The following is a 14,144-nucleotide window of genomic DNA, read 5'->3' on the forward strand; positions in this document are numbered from 1 at the left end:
AGCACGCGCTCGGTCCCCGTGCACCCCGCCGGTGCCGAGTACCGTTTCGGTCATGAGTGACCTCCCCTTCGGCTTCCGCGGACCCGACGACGGACACGGCGACGGCGCCGCCGGCGGGGCGGGCGGCTCGGGCGGTGGCGGCGGGTTCGGCTTCGGAGCGGGCGGCCCCGGCGGCGGCGGCTTCGACCCCGCCCAGCTCGGGCAGATGCTCACCCAGCTCGGGCAGATGCTGAGCAGCTCCGGCAGCTCCAGCGGCCCGGTGAACTACGACCTGGCCAAGCAGCTCGCGGTGCAGCAGCTGGGCACCCAGTCGCCCATCCGGTCCTCGGAGACCCAGGCCGTCACCGACGCGGTGCGTCTGGCCGAGCTGTGGCTCGACGACGTGACGACCCTCCCCTCGGGCGTGCGCACGACCGTGGCCTGGACCCCGCAGCAGTGGCTCGACGCGACCATGCCCACCTGGCAGCGGCTGTGCGACCCGGTGGCGCAGCAGGTCGCCTCCGCGTGGGTGCAGGGCCTGCCCGAGGAGGCCCGGGCGATGGCCGGCCCCATGATCGGGATGATGGGGCAGATGGGCGGCATGGCCTTCGGCTCCCAGCTCGGGCAGGCCCTGGGCCAGCTGGCGGGCGAGGTGCTGACCTCCACCGACGTCGGTCTGCCGCTGGGCCCCGAGGGCACGGCCGCGCTGCTGCCCGGTGCGGTCGCGAAGCTCACCGAGGGTCTCGACCGGCCCCAGCACGAGGTGCTGGTCTACCTCGCGGCCCGCGAGGCCGCCCACCAGCGCCTGTTCGGCCACGTGCCGTGGTTGCGGCAGCGGCTGCTCGCCACCGTCGAGGAGTACGCCCGCGGCATCACCGTGGACTTCTCCGCCATGGAGGAGATGGCTCGCGGGCTCGACCCGTCAGCACTGCAGGACCCGGCCGCGCTGGAGAAGATCATGCAGGGCGGGGCGTTCGAGCCCAAGACCACGCCGGCCCAGCAGGCTGCGCTGGACCGGCTGGAGACGCTGCTCGCCCTCGTCGAGGGCTGGGTGGACGCCGTGGTCTCCGACGCGGTGACCGACCGGCTGCCCGGCGCCCCCGCGCTGCGGGAGACGCTGCGTCGGCGCCGCGCCTCGGGCGGGCCGGCGGAGCAGACGTTCGCCACGCTGGTCGGGCTGGAGCTGCGCCCGCGGCGGTTGCGCGAGGCGGCTGAGCTGTGGCGGCTGCTGGCCGAGAAGGGGGACGTCGAGACGAGGGACGGGCTGTGGTCGCACCCGGACCTGCTGCCCGTCTCGGCCGATCTGGACGACCCGGCGGCATTCGTGGACACGATGCTCTCCGGGGACTCCGAGGACCCCATGGCCGAGCTCGAGAAGACGCTGTCGGCGGAGCAGAAGATGGACGAGGCGGACGGGGCCGCGGCCGACGAGCAGTCCGACGACCCCGACGGGCCTGCCACCGTCTGACCCGCGGGTCGATCGCGCGCTGCTACGGCGACGTGCAGGGCTCGTCGCGGGCCTCGACGTCCGGGGCCTCGACGTCCGGGGCCTCGGCGTCCAGGGCCTCGATGCCCAGGGCGGCGGCCGCGGAGAGCCCCTCGAGGTAGCCCCTCGCGCGCTCGGTCCGGGGGTAGCGCTGCACCCAGGCCCAGAACTCGGGGCCGTGGCCGGGCTCGAGCAGGTGGGCGAGCTCGTGGACCAGCACGTAGTCGAGCACCCAGCCCGGCGTCTCGCGCAGCCGCTCGCTGACCCGGATGCTCCGCTCGGCCGGGGTGCACGACGCCCACCGGCTGCGCATGGGCGGCACCCACCGCACCACGTCCGGCTCGGCGCGGCCGTCCAGCCACCGTCGGGAGAGCTCGCCGGCCCGGCGCACGAGCTCGGCATCGGAGCGGCTCGCCGAGGTACGTCGACGCGCCTCGGTGCGCGCCAGCCGCGCGAGCATCTCCGCCACCCAGCGCTGCTCCTCGGCTGCGCTCATCCTGGCGGGCAGCAGCACGACCACCGTGTCACCCTCCCGGTGGGCGCTCACGGTCCGCCGGCGCCTCGTGCTGCGCCGCACCTCGACCGGGGGCACGTCACCGGACGGGATCGCAGGCACCGGCGCACCGTATCGGAACCGGACGATCCTGGACCCGCCACGATGTCGTGACCTGCGGCGATGATGCGGTGCAGCCCCGCTGGCCTGTGGACAACCCCGCCCTCGGACCGTTCTCGGCCCCCGACCGGCTGCGAGGGTCCACCACCATGACCACAGCAGCCGCAGCCGCACCCCGCACCGCCGCACCCCGCACTGCCGCACCCCGCACCGCCGCCGCACCCCGCACCGCCGGCGACCTCCGCCCCAACCTCGACCTCGCCGCCGCCGTGCTCACGCGCCGCTGCGGGGACGTCCAGGTGGGATGGTCACCCGACCGTGCCCTGCTGGTGCGTCCCGCCGCGCCGGGCGGCACGGACACCCTCGCCGCCCTGCTGCGGTCCGTCGACGGGGTGCGCACCCTGGCCGAGCTGCAGCCGCTGGCCGCTGCAGCAGGGCTCGACCCACCCGCGCTCGACGAGCTGCTCGGGGCGCTCGTGTCCGCGGGGCTGGTGCGCTGGACCCCGCCACCGGGCACCGAGCACCGTCGTCGCGCCCTCGTCCACGGCAGAGGACCGCTCACGGACGTGCTGGTCGACGGGTTGCGCGCGGCCGGGCTGCAGGTGCACCGCGCGCACGGTCGCGGCCCGGACGGCCGCGAGGTGGACCTCGTGCTGCTGTGCGACCAGCAGGTGGTCGACCCGTGCCTGCTCGCGGAGCTGGTGGCCGCCCGCACCCCTCACCTGGTGGTGCGGCTGCGCGACGGGACCGGGCTCGTCGGACCACTGGTGCTCCCCGGGCGCAGCAGCTGCGTCCGCTGCGCGGACCTGCACCGCAGCGAGCTCGACCCGGAGTGGCCGGCGCTGGCGGCTCAGCTCATGGGCCGCACGGGGCACGGCTCCCCCGCGGTGGTCCGGGCGACCGCGGCCCTGGCGCTGGGCCAGGTCGAGCACCTGCTGCGCGACGGAGCCGGCGGCGAGGGTGCCCCCGGGAGCCTGGGCGCGACCCTCGAGCTCGACCTGCGCACCGACACCCTCCGTCGCCGACCGTGGTTGCCCCATCCCCGCTGCGGCTGCGGTGCACACCGGTGACCTGGCCTGCTGCGCCGGCACGGGTGGTCGGGGATGATGGGGTCGTGTCCGACATCCCCCGCCGCGGAGCGGCCAGAACAGCCAAGCTCGCGAGCCTGCCCCTGGGCTTCGCCGGGCGAACGGCCGCGGGGTGGGGCAAGCGGATCGCGGGCCAGACCAGCGAGCAGGTCAGCGCGGACATGAGCGCGAAGACGGCCGAGCAGCTGTTCTCGGTGCTCGGTGAGCTCAAGGGCGGGGCCATGAAGTTCGGGCAGGCTCTCAGCGTCTTCGAGGCCGCCGTGCCCGAGGAGCTGGCCGAGCCCTACCGGGAGGCCTTGACCAAGCTGCAGTCCGGCGCCCCCCCGATGCCGGCCACCACCGTGCACCGCGTGCTCGCCGAGCAGCTCGGCACGGGCTGGCGCAGCCGCTTCGCCAGCTTCGACGACAGCCCGGCGGCGTCGGCCAGCATCGGCCAGGTGCACCGAGCCGTCTGGAGCGACGGTCGCGACGTCGCCGTCAAGGTGCAGTACCCGGGGGCGGACGAGGCCCTGCGCTCGGACCTCAAGCAGGTGCAGCGGTTCAGCCGGCTGTTCCAGGCGGTGGCGCCGGGACTGGAGATCAAGCCGCTCATCGCCGAGCTGCGCGACCGGATGGTCGAAGAGCTCGACTACCGGGCCGAGGCCGACAACCAGCGGACCTTCGCCGCGGCCTTCGACGGTGATCCCGAGTTCCTGGTGCCGAAGGTGGTGGCCAGCGCTCCGAAGGTGGTCGTGAGCGAGTGGGTCGAGGGCGTCAAGCTCGCCGCCGTCATCGCCTCCGGCGACAAGGCCCAGCGGGACGAGGTGGGCCGCAAGCTCAGCGTCTTCCACTTCTCCTCCCCTGCCCGGTCGGGGCTGCTGCACTCCGACCCGCACCCCGGCAACTTCATGGTGGCGCCGGACGGGCGCCTCATCGTCATCGACTTCGGGGCGGTCGCACGCCTGCCCCACGGCATGCCCACCACGCTGGGCCGCATGTCCGTGCTCGCGCTGGAGGACCGGCCCACCGAGCTGTTCAGCCTCATGCGGGAGGCCGGGTTCGTCCGCCCCGGCATCGAGATGGACCCCGGCGCCGTGCTGGAGTACCTGGCACCGTTCGTCGAGCCGATGCGCGGGGACATCTTCCACTTCACCCGCCGCTGGCTGCAGGGCCAGGCGAACCGCTTCGGCGACGCGCGCGGCCCCGAGATGGAGATGGCCCGGTCGATGAACCTCCCGGCGGAGTACCTGCTGATCTACCGGGTGACCATGGGCTCGATCGCGATCCTGTGCCAGCTCGACGCCGAGCTCCCGTTCTGGGACATCGTGCACACGTGGCAGCCCGGGGTCCGCGAAGCCTGACCAGGGCTGGTCACCACCACTGCCCGTCCAGCCGCGCCTCGATGGAGCGGCTGTGCTCGCGGGTGCAGGCGGGGCAGGTCCATCCCGGTCGGCCCGCCTGCACGTGGTGGCTCCACGCGAGCCGCCGTCCGGGTTCGGTGGGCAGCTCTGCCCCGCACCGGTCACAGCTGGCCTCGTCCACGAGCGCAGCATAGGCACGTCCACCCACCGGGGGCCGCGGGCGGGAGGCGTCCCGCGAGCGGCCCCCGGCGGGTCAGAGGTCGAGCCTCTCCGCCCGGTTCTGGGCGAAGCGCGCCAGCCTCCGCCAGCGCCGCTGGGCAACGAGCCGGTCCGCCTGACGGCGGTGGGCGGCGCAGCGCTGGTCCTCGCGCATGCGCTCCCGCGCGAGGACTTCGTACATCGTGTGCATGGCGTTCTCCTGAGGTCGGTCGCGCGGCGGGTGCTCTCGCGGCGCCGTCACGGTGTGGTGGTTGCTGGTGCTGCGCCGGGCGGTGGCCCGCGGGCCGCTCACGCTGCGGACCCGGTGAGCCCCGGACGGGCGTCCTTGCGCGGGCGGCCCCGGGGCCGCTTGCGGGCGATGACCTCACCGCGCTCGAAGATCTCGCCGCCCCAGACCCCCCAGGGCTCGCCCCGCTCCAGCGCGGTCCGCAGGCAGCGCTGGCGGACGGGGCACTCGGCGCAGAGCGCCTTGGCGAGCTCGAGCTCGGCGGGGGCCTCGGCGAACCAGAGGTCCGCGTCGGCCACCCGGCAGGGCAGCTCCCCCGGCTCCGTGGTGAGGGGAGCCCCCGGCAGCGTCGTTCCCAGCGTCTCCATGGTCGCTGTGGACACGTCGTTCTCCTTCTCCTGTGCGGCAGAGCTGGTGGATCGGGGCGGTTCGGGATGCGTGTCCCGGGTCCTGCCTCGCCAGCGAGCTGGTCGCAGAGAGAAGGCCACGGGTCCGCGTCGTCCGCGGGTCCGTGGCCTGGTGGGGCGTGATCTACCTACAGATCACGCCTCGGGCGCACGGACGCGCGCAGCTGTGCGTCGTTCTCGGGGGCGCTGGGCGCGACGGCACCGGGTGCGCCTGCGCGCAGCGGGGCGGCGACAGCGCCGAGACGGGTCCTGCCCGCCGTGCTGGTCATGATGATCACGTTCGCCACCTCCTCGCCGGTGCTCGTCAGTCGTTCATGGTGACAGCAGGCTATGACGGCACCCGCCGGGAGCACAATCGATTTTCCACCTGCGACGATGGCGGTTCAGCCTGCGCCGGGAGCGGGCTGCTCGCCACGCACCAGCGTGAGCACGTCGGGGCCGAACCGCTCGAGCTTGGCCGCGCCGATGCCGGGGATGGCGACCAGCGCCGCCGCGTCGCCCGGCTTCTGCTCGGCGATGGCCGTGAGGGTGGCGTCGGTGAACACCACGTAGGCGGGCACCTTGAGCTCGGTCGAGCGTTCCTTGCGCCAGGTGCGCAGCGACTCCAGCAGCTCGTCGTCGACGTTGCTCGGACAGCTCTCGCACCGACCGAGCTTGGTGGGCATGGCGCCGACCAGCGGCTGGCCGCACACCCGGCAGCGCCCCCGCTTGCGAGTGTCCCTGGGTGCCGCCTTCGCCGGCAGGCGCGCTGCCGGGTGGTCCTCGGGGACGAGTCCGTGCAGGAAGCGGGAGCGGCGGCGGTTCGGCCGCCCGCCCGGGTTGCGGCTCAGCGACCAGGACAGGCTCAGCACCTCGCGGGCCCGCGTCACCCCGACGTAGAGCAGCCGCCGCTCCTCCTCGACCGCGGCCTCCTCCGCCGCACCACCTTCCCCCAGGGCGTGCTGGATGGGCAGCGTGCCGTCGTTGAGACCGACGAGGAACACCGCGTCCCACTCCAGGCCCTTGGCGGCGTGCAGCGACGCCAGCGTGACGCCCTGGACCGTGGGTGGGTGCCGGGCGTCGGCCCGGGTCTGCAGCTCGGTCAGCAGCTGCGGCAGGCCGGCCGCGGGCTGCACGGTGAGCAGCTCCTCGGCCAGCTCCACCAGCGCGGTCAGCGACTCCCAGCGCTCCCGGACCGCGCCCCCGGGCGGTGCGGTGACCGTGAGCCCCACCGGCTCGAGGACGGCGCGGACCACCTCGAGCAGGTCCGCGTCCACCTCGTCACCGTCGCGGCCGGCGCCCTGCTGCGCAGCCTGGCGCAGCGCGGCCACGGCCGAGCGGACCTCGGGGCGGGCGAAGAAGCGGTCCCCGCCACGCACCTGGTACGGGATGCCGACCTCGGTCAGCGCCTGCTCGTGCACCTCGGACTGGGCGTTGATCCGGTAGAGCACGGCGATCTCGGCCGCCGGGGTTCCCGCGTCGACCAGCTTCCGGATCCGGGCGGCGACGGCGGTGGCCTCCGCGGACTCGTCGGGGTGCTCGGCGAACTCCGGGGCCGGGCCGGGCGGGCGCTGGCCGACGAGCTGCAGCCGGCTGCCCGCGATGCGCCCCCGGGCCGCGCCGATCACGCGGTTGGCCAGGCTCACCACCTCGGGGGTCGAGCGGTAGTCGCGCTCCAGGCGGACCACGGTGGCCTCGGAGAAGCGCCGGGAGAAGTCGAGCAGGAACCGTGGGGTGGCGCCGGTGAACGAGTAGATGGTCTGGTTCGCATCGCCCACCACCGTGAGGTCGTCCCGCTCACCGAGCCACGCGTCGAGCACGCGCTGCTGCAGCGGGGTCACGTCCTGGTACTCGTCGACGACGAAGCAGCGGTAGCGGTCGCGGAACTCGCGCGCCACCTCGGAGTGCTCCTCGAGGGCGGCGGCGGTGTGCAGCAGGAGGTCGTCGAAGTCGAGAACGCCGTTGCGGGTCTTCAGCGCCTCGTACCCTGCGTAGACAGCGGCCACCTGCTCGGCCGAGCCGGGCGGGTCGCGGTGCGCGCGAACGGCGGCGGCCGGGTAGTCCTCGGGGGCGATGAGCGTGGCCTTGGACCACTCGATCTCCCCGGCCAGGTCACGCAGGCTGTCCGCGCTGGTGGAGACCCCGGCCCTGCTGGCCGACTGGCCCACCAGCCCGAGCTTGCGGTCGAGCAGCTCCCACGGGGTGTCCCCCACCACCTGTGGCCAGAAGTACCGCAGCTGGCGCAGCGCGGCGGCGTGGAAGGTGCGGGCCTGCACCCCGCCGATGCCCAGGGTGCGCAGCCGGGTGCGCATCTCGCCGGCCGCCCGCGAGGTGAAGGTGACCGCCAGGACCTGGCCGGGGGCGACGTGCCCGGAGTCGACCAGGTGCGCGATGCGACGGGTGATGGTGCGCGTCTTGCCGGTGCCCGCCCCGGCCAGCACGCAGACCGGGCCGCGGGGGGCGTCGACGGCGGCCTGCTGCTGCGGGTCGAGGCCGGTGTCACTCACCCGGGCAGTCTCCCAGCCCGCACCGACACTCCGCGCCGCTGGGGGCGGGGGCGGGATCAGCGCAGGTCGGCCAGCCGCGGGGCGGCCGCGTCCTTCGCGGAGACCTGCGCGCGGTCCTCGTCGTCGAGCGGGATGGGCCAGGCGATGCCCAGCTCGGGGTCCAGCGGGGTCAGGGCGGTACCGGCCATCCCGGGCACCCACTCGGCGTCGAAGGCGTACAGGTACTGGGTGACGCCCTCGCTGGTGGGCTGGAAACCGTTGCACACGCCCGCCGGCACGAGGACCTGGACGCCGGGGGTGAGGGCGACGGTGACCACGCGGCCGAAGGTGGCCGAGCCCGCCCGGGTGTCGACGTAGGCACCGAACGCCTCCCCGGCCGCGACCCCCACCAGCTTGGTCATCGACTCCCCGTGCAGACCGCGCACGGCGCCCTGCGAGGTGGCCGTGAGGTTCACCTGCACCCACGGGCCCATCGACGGCAGCCCGGCCGCCACGAACGCCGACTCCCGGTAGAACTCGCGCACGGTGCCGCGGTCGTCGGTGACCTGCTTCATCGTGAGGACCCACAGGCCCTCGACCTCGGTCCGCTCGGCGGTGAAGGGGACGATCGTCAGCTCAGCCACGCCCGCGATGCTGCCACGCCCTACGCTGCGCCCGTGACGTGGCTGGTGCTCGCCGGGGTCGTGGTGGTGTTCGTGGGACTGCCGTTCGTGCTGCTGCGCGCGCCCTGGATGAAGGAGTCGTTCGTCAGCGGCGGGGCGGGCGGGAAGCCTGCGGCCCCGCCGGTGGTTGAGTCGGGCATGGCTGACTTCACGATGTACTCGACCGGCTGGTGCGGATTCTGCGCGCGCCTCAAGTCCCAGCTCGCGCAGGCGGGCATCACCTACACCGACGTCGACATCGAGGGCGACCCCGACGCCGCCTCGTTCGTCGAGAGCGTGAACAACGGCAACCAGGTTGTGCCGACGCTGCGCTTCGCCGACGGATCGACCGCGACGAACCCGAGCCTCGCGCAGGTGCAGGCCAAGCTCGCCGCCTGAGCGACCCGGGCTCAGCCGACCCAGGACTCGAGCATGACCCGTGCGATGGAGATCGACCCGGGCAGCAGCAGGGGGACCTCCTCGCCGGGGTCGTCGGGGTTGCCCGTCCACTCCCCCCGGGCCAGTGCCTCGCGGACGTCGTCCTTGGTGAACCAGCGGGCCTCGGCGATCTCACCGTCGCGGGGGACGACCGGGGCGGCGGCGTCGGCCGTGGCCTCGAAGCCCAGCATGATCGAGCGCGGGAACGGCCACGGCTGGCTGCCCAGGTAGTGGATGTCGGTGACGGCGGCGCCGACCTCCTCGCCCACCTCGCGCTCCACGCAGTCCTCCAGCGACTCCCCCGCCTCGACGAATCCCGCGAGCACGGAGAACCGGCCCACCGGCCACGTCGGCTGGCGGCCGAGCAGGACCTGGTCGGCGCCGTCGTGCACCAGGCAGATCACGGCCGGGTCGGTGCGCGGGTACTCCTCGCGCCCGCACTGGGCGCAGCGTCGCGCCCAGCCGGAGCTCACCGGCTTGGTGCGGCCCCCGCAGACGGTGCAGAACCGGGCCATGGCGTGCCAGGCGAGCAGGGCCGCTGCCGTGGTGAGCAGACCGGCACCGGTGTCGTCGAGCAGCGCGCCGCCCGAGCGCAGGTCCACGGCCTGCTCGCCCTCGAGCACCTCCAGCTCGGGGGTGGGCACCGCCCACACCGGGGTGTCGCCGTCCTCGCCGAGCAGCACGGCGTCCTTGGCCGGCGCCGCGCCCGTGGTCGACGCCGACTCCAGCACCAGCCGGCCGTCCTTCGCCGCGACCCGTCCGGCCGGGTCGACCCGCAGCACCTGCGCGTGCGCCCAGCCCGCGGTCAGACGCTCCGGGTCCACCCGCAGGAGCTCGTCGCGGACCACCGTGGAGCGGGACAGGCTCGGCTCGCGGTCCAGGACGAACCGTGCGCTCACACCGCCACCCCGCCGAGGGCGACCAGCACGTCCGAGAGCACCGCGGCGTCACCCTGGACGATGCCGGTGAACCGACCGGGGCCGAACATCCGGGCGGCGGCGGCCCGCACCTCGTCGTCGGTGGTCGCCGCGAGCCGCGCGGGGTGCTCGCGGACCCAGCTCGGCTCCAGGCCCAGCGGGACGAGCCGCGACAGGGTGCTGGCCAGCCCGCTCTGGGTGGCCAGCGAGATGGACAGCGCGCCGATGGCGTACTGCCGCGCCGAGCTGATCTCGGCGTCGGTGGGCGGCACGAGCACCACCCGGGAGAGCTCGTAGACGGTCTCCATCAGCGCTGCCGCGGTGGTCTCCCGCGACGTGTCGAGCTCGACGGTGAGGACCTGCCCCGCCTGGCTCGCGTCGAGGCCCGAGGACGCCCCGTAGGTGTAGCCCTTGTCCTCGCGCACGTTCTCCATCAGCCGCGAGGAGAAGTACCCGCCGAGCACCAGGTTCGCCAGCTGCGCGGCCGGGTAGCCGGCATCGCTGCGGGACACGCCCTGGGCGACGAGCCTGATCTGCGACTGCACCGCGCCGGCGCGGTCGACCAGCAGCGTCGGGGCCGGGGTGATGGTCGGCCACGGGGAGAGGACGGTGGCGGAGTGCTCGCTGGTCCAGCCCGCGAGCGCGGTGCGCACCTGCTCCAGCACGGCCTCGGGCTCCACGTCACCGACGAGCACGAGCAGGGCGCCGCGCGGCACCACGGCGCGGGCGTGCAGGGCGCGGACGTCCTCGGCCGTGACCACCGTGACCTCGTCGACCTCGGGCACCTCGTGCGCGGAGGGGTGCCCGGCCAGGCTGCGCCGCAGCACCGCCTCGCGGGCGAGCACCCCGGGCTGGGAACGGGCCACCTCGAGGCGCTCGACGAGCCGGTCGCGCTCGCTGTCCACCTCCTCGGTGGGGTGGGTGGCGCCGGTCAGGACGTCGGCGAGGACGTCCAGCAGCACGGGCAGGCCCTCGGCGAGCACCGAGCCGCCGACGACGAGCCGCTCGGGGTCGACCGACGCGCCGACCTCCGCACCGACGGCCGCGAGCTCGGTGTCCAGGGCCAGCCGGTCGCGACGGGCGGTGCCGGCCAGCAGGGTCGCGGCGAGCACCTCGGCGGTACCGACGTGCGGGGCGCCGGTGGTGAAGCCCTGGGGCTCGGCAAAGGGCACGACCAGGCGCGCCTCGACCACCGGCACCGTGGCGCGCTGCACCACGAGCACGCGCAGCCCGTTCTCCAGCACCGCGTCGGAGCTGACGAGCTCGGCACCCGCGCTCTGGGTACCGAGCGGGGGGAGCTCTCGCGGCCCCGTCTCTGTGGTGGCGATCTGCGCCGCGGTGCGGCTGGCGGGCTCGGCCGCGGTGCGGCTGGCGGGCTCGGCCGCGGTGCGGCTCGCGGGCTCGGTGGCGGTGCGGCTCATGCGGCTCCTCCTGGCTGGACTTCCAGCACGGCGCGGGCGTCGGGGCGCAGCGCGGCCGCGGCGGCGGCCACCTGCTCGGGGGTCACGGCGGCCACGAGGTCGGGCAGCTCGGCGGAGAGGTGCGGGTTGCCGAACAGCAGCTCCGACGCGCCGGCCTCCAGCGTCCGGGAGACGAGCCGGTCCCGGCTGCGGTGCGTGCCAGCGCGCCAGCGGGCCACCACCCCGGCCAGCTCGACCGCGCTGGGGCCGTCGGCGGCCAGGGTCGCGATCTCGGCGTCCACGGCGTCGAGAACCTGCCGGGCGGAGGCCTCCGGCGAGTGGATGGCGGTGACGACGAACGGGTCCGGGTCCCGGGCGTCCAGCGGCTCGCCGAACAGGCCGCAGCCCGCGGAGATGTCGGTGACGAGACCGTCCCGCTGCACCAGGGTGCGCTGCAGCCGCGACGAGTCGGAGTCGGTGAGCACCGCCCCCAGCACGACGGCCGCGAGGTAGCCGGGCAGGTCGGCGGCCGGGTCGGGCAGGCGGTACCCGACGGCGACGGCGGGCAGCGGGGCGTGGGCGTCGACGTGGACCTCCCAGCGCTCGCTGCTCAGCTGCGGCTCGGCGAAGGACGCGCGCACGGGCTCGGGCCGGACCGGCACGTCGCCGAAGTGCTTGCGCACCAAGGCCTCCGCCACGTCCGGATCGAGGTCACCCGCGACGGTCAGCACGGCGTTGGCCGGCGCGTACCAGGTGTCGAAGAAGTCGGCGCAGTCGTCCACCGAGGCCTGCTCGAGGTGGCTGAAGTCGCCGTACCCGTTGTGCGCGTTGGGGAACGTGTCGAACAGCACCGGCGGCAGCAGGATCCACGGCAGACCGCCGTAGGGCCGGTTGTGGACGTTGAGCCGAATCTCCTCCTTGACCACCTCGACCTGGTTGGCCAGGTTCTCCGCGGTGATCTTCGGCGCCCGCATGCGGTCGGCCTCGAGGAAGATCGCCCGCTCCAGCGCGGCCGAGGGAAGCACCTGGAAGTAGTCGGTGTAGTCGGGGTGGGTGGACCCGTTGAAGACCCCGCCCGAGCTCTGCACCACCCGGAAGTGCTCGAGCTTCGCGAGGCTCTCGCTGCCCTGGAACATGAGGTGCTCGAACAGGTGCGCGAACCCGGTGCGGCCCTCAGGCTCCGACCGGAAGCCGACGTCGTAGTGCACCGACACGGCGATGACCGGGGCCGACGGGTCGGGAGCGATGAGCACGCGCAGACCGTTGTCGAGGACGAGGGAGCGCAGGGCAGGCGGCGGAGCAGCGTGGACCACCCGACGACCCTATCCTCGGTCCCGGCCGGCCCGCCCGGCGCGCACGCTGGCCGCCACCGAGCCCACGGTGAGGACGCTGCCCACGGTGAGCACGACCACCGGCAGCGCGGAGGGGCCGCGGCCGGAGCGGGTGCCGGCCATGGCGACGGGCTCGCCCACGGAGCCGTCGGCGGCGAGCACCACCGAGACCGCACTGCCCTCCGGCTGGCCGCAGGCGTCGAGCCGCGCGGACACCGCGCCCGTATCGAGCTGGACGGAGACGGTGTCCTGTCCCCCGCCCGAGCAGCTCGCCGAGGTGGTGACCACGGCCGGCACGACGGCGCCCGCGGCGCCGGCGGGCACGGTGGCCAGGGTCCAGCCGGCAGCTAGCAGGGCCCCGGCCGCCCCGGCCAGCAGCACCCGGGCACCGGGGTGGTCGTGATGCGGGCGGGCGGGAGGCACGGGGTGATCGTGGCAGGTCGCGGGGCGGGAGCGGGTCAGGCGGACACGTGGCGGATGTACAGCAGCCGGTCGCCGGGCTCGAGGGCGTCCACCTCCGGCGCATCGACGCGGTTGAGCACCCCGGCGCGCACCACGCCGAGCACGATGTCGGCCAGGTGCCGGGGTGATCCGCCCACCTCCTCGCGCTCCACCTCCCGCTCGGTGATCGCGAACCCGGCGTCGGGCGTGAGCAGGTCCTCCATCATCTCCACCACCGACGGTGTGGTGGTGGCGATGCCGAGCAGCCGGCCGGCCGTCTCCGAGGAGATCACCACGCTGTCGGCCCCGGACTGCTTCAGCAGGTGGACGTTCTCCGCCTCGCGCACCGAGACCACGATCGTGGCCGTCGGAGCCAGCTCCCGGGCCGTGAGCGTCACGAGCACGGCGGTGTCGTCCCGGTTCGTCGCGACCACCACCGACGTGGCCCCGGACGCGCCCGCCAGGCGCAGCACGTCCGAGCGGGTGGCCGAGCCGTGCACGGTCACCAGCCCCAGTGCCGATGCGGCGTCGAGCACCTGCTGGTCGGTGTCGACCACGACGATGCGCTCGGGCTCGACGCCGTCGCCGAGCATGGCCGCGACGGCCGAGCGGCCCTTCGTCCCGTACCCGACGACGACCGTGTGTGCACGCACCTTGTGCCTCCAGCGCTGGATCTTGAATGCCTGGCGGGAGCGCTCGGTGAGCACCTCCAGGGTGGTGCCGACCAGGACGATGAGGAACATGACCCGCAGCGGGGTGATGACGAGGACGTTCACCAGCCGGGCGCTCGGGGTGAACGGGGCGATGTCGCCGTAGCCCGTCGTCGAGAGCGAGACCGTCGCGTAGTAGACGCAGTCGAGCAGGGTCATCCCGTCGCCGTTGGCGTCCCGGTAGCCGCCGCGGTCGACGTAGACCAGCAGCACCGAGAGGGCGAGGGCGGCGGTCGCCCCCAGCACCCGACGACCGATCGCGCGGTAGGGGCTGGTGAGGTGCACCGGGATGCGGACGATGCCGACGAGGGCGTGGTCGGGCCGGTCGACGAGCCGGTCCTGGGCGGTGCGCGGTCGGCGGGGCACGGGGGCGAAGCGTAGGGGCTCCCGCGCCCGCGCACGCGGTCGAGGCGCGCCTGGCA

Annotated in this window: 16 protein-coding genes; 4 read left to right on the forward strand and 12 right to left on the reverse strand. The window is 74.6% G+C overall.

Translation table 11 applies throughout. The features are described from left to right. Positions 1–52 precede the first annotated feature (52 nt). A complete protein-coding gene (locus RHODO2019_RS12020) occupies positions 53–1,447 on the forward strand; it encodes a zinc-dependent metalloprotease (protein WP_265382021.1) in 1,395 nt (464 codons plus the stop codon). A 22-nt stretch (positions 1,448–1,469) separates the two neighbouring features. Here RHODO2019_RS12020 and RHODO2019_RS12025 read toward each other — a convergent pair whose 3' ends face one another. After that, a complete protein-coding gene (locus RHODO2019_RS12025) occupies positions 1,470–2,081 on the reverse strand; it encodes a M48 family metallopeptidase (RefSeq protein ID WP_265382022.1) in 612 nt (203 codons plus the stop codon). Positions 2,082–2,227: 146 nt separating this feature from the next. Between RHODO2019_RS12025 and RHODO2019_RS12030 the strand changes: the two genes are divergently transcribed. Both RHODO2019_RS12030 and RHODO2019_RS12035 read left to right on the forward strand, forming a co-directional pair. Further along, a complete protein-coding gene (locus tag RHODO2019_RS12030; protein WP_265382023.1) occupies positions 2,228–3,148 on the forward strand; it encodes a TOMM precursor leader peptide-binding protein in 921 nt (306 codons plus the stop codon). 44 nt (positions 3,149–3,192) lie between these two features. Then, positions 3,193–4,506 carry an ABC1 kinase family protein gene (locus tag RHODO2019_RS12035; protein WP_265382024.1) on the forward strand — a complete coding sequence of 438 codons (1,314 nt, stop codon included), beginning with the start codon at positions 3,193–3,195 and terminating at the stop codon, positions 4,504–4,506. Between the two features lie 10 nt (positions 4,507–4,516). Here the strand turns inward: RHODO2019_RS12035 and RHODO2019_RS12040 are convergent, their stop codons facing one another. The 6 genes from RHODO2019_RS12040 to RHODO2019_RS12065 all read right to left on the reverse strand — a co-directional run bounded on the left by RHODO2019_RS12040 (position 4,517) and on the right by RHODO2019_RS12065 (position 8,467). After that, a complete protein-coding gene (locus tag RHODO2019_RS12040; RefSeq protein ID WP_265382025.1) occupies positions 4,517–4,687 on the reverse strand; it encodes a hypothetical protein in 171 nt (56 codons plus the stop codon). 72 nt (positions 4,688–4,759) lie between these two features. Continuing rightward, the gene (locus tag RHODO2019_RS12045; protein WP_265382026.1) at positions 4,760–5,017 is read right to left on the reverse strand and encodes a hypothetical protein; all 258 of its coding nucleotides are present in this window, start codon (positions 5,015–5,017) and stop codon (positions 4,760–4,762) included. After that, positions 5,014–5,319 carry a WhiB family transcriptional regulator gene (locus RHODO2019_RS12050; protein WP_265384745.1) on the reverse strand — a complete coding sequence of 102 codons (306 nt, stop codon included), beginning with the start codon at positions 5,317–5,319 and terminating at the stop codon, positions 5,014–5,016. The genes RHODO2019_RS12045 and RHODO2019_RS12050 overlap by 4 nt, the downstream gene beginning before the upstream one ends. Before the next feature lie 167 nt (positions 5,320–5,486). Further along, on the reverse strand, positions 5,487–5,636 hold the full coding sequence (locus RHODO2019_RS12055; RefSeq protein WP_265382027.1) for a hypothetical protein: 150 nt from the start codon (positions 5,634–5,636) through the stop codon (positions 5,487–5,489). 105 nt (positions 5,637–5,741) lie between these two features. Further along, positions 5,742–7,844, reverse strand: coding sequence for an ATP-dependent DNA helicase UvrD2 (locus tag RHODO2019_RS12060; RefSeq protein WP_265382028.1), 2,103 nt, complete (start codon positions 7,842–7,844; stop codon positions 5,742–5,744). Between the two features lie 56 nt (positions 7,845–7,900). Beyond that, positions 7,901–8,467: a dTDP-4-dehydrorhamnose 3,5-epimerase family protein gene (locus RHODO2019_RS12065; RefSeq protein WP_265382029.1), complete on the reverse strand. Its 567-nt coding sequence runs from the start codon at positions 8,465–8,467 to the stop codon at positions 7,901–7,903. Positions 8,468–8,644: 177 nt separating this feature from the next. Between RHODO2019_RS12065 and RHODO2019_RS12070 the strand changes: the two genes are divergently transcribed. Next, complete coding sequence (locus RHODO2019_RS12070) at positions 8,645–8,884, forward strand: mycoredoxin (protein WP_265384746.1); 240 nt, start codon at positions 8,645–8,647, stop codon at positions 8,882–8,884. 11 nt (positions 8,885–8,895) lie between these two features. Here RHODO2019_RS12070 and nudC read toward each other — a convergent pair whose 3' ends face one another. From nudC to RHODO2019_RS12095, 5 genes are read right to left on the reverse strand one after another with little or no spacing between them, the layout of a single operon-like run. Then, complete coding sequence (gene nudC / locus RHODO2019_RS12075) at positions 8,896–9,822, reverse strand: NAD(+) diphosphatase (protein ID WP_265382030.1); 927 nt, start codon at positions 9,820–9,822, stop codon at positions 8,896–8,898. Then, positions 9,819–11,261 (reverse strand): M16 family metallopeptidase, encoded by a 1,443-nt coding sequence (locus RHODO2019_RS12080; RefSeq protein ID WP_265382031.1) that lies wholly within the window; start codon positions 11,259–11,261, stop codon positions 9,819–9,821. The genes nudC and RHODO2019_RS12080 overlap by 4 nt, the downstream gene beginning before the upstream one ends. Continuing rightward, positions 11,258–12,553, reverse strand: coding sequence for a M16 family metallopeptidase (locus RHODO2019_RS12085; RefSeq protein ID WP_265382032.1), 1,296 nt, complete (start codon positions 12,551–12,553; stop codon positions 11,258–11,260). The genes RHODO2019_RS12080 and RHODO2019_RS12085 overlap by 4 nt, the downstream gene beginning before the upstream one ends. 9 nt (positions 12,554–12,562) lie before the next feature. Beyond that, complete coding sequence (locus RHODO2019_RS12090) at positions 12,563–12,994, reverse strand: hypothetical protein (RefSeq protein ID WP_265382033.1); 432 nt, start codon at positions 12,992–12,994, stop codon at positions 12,563–12,565. Positions 12,995–13,029: 35 nt separating this feature from the next. Then, positions 13,030–14,088, reverse strand: coding sequence for a potassium channel family protein (locus RHODO2019_RS12095; RefSeq protein ID WP_265382034.1), 1,059 nt, complete (start codon positions 14,086–14,088; stop codon positions 13,030–13,032). Positions 14,089–14,144 lie beyond the last annotated feature (56 nt).

Source organism: Rhodococcus antarcticus, assembly GCF_026153295.1.
Classification (GTDB): Bacteria; Actinomycetota; Actinomycetes; order Mycobacteriales; family Mycobacteriaceae; genus Rhodococcus_D; species Rhodococcus_D antarcticus.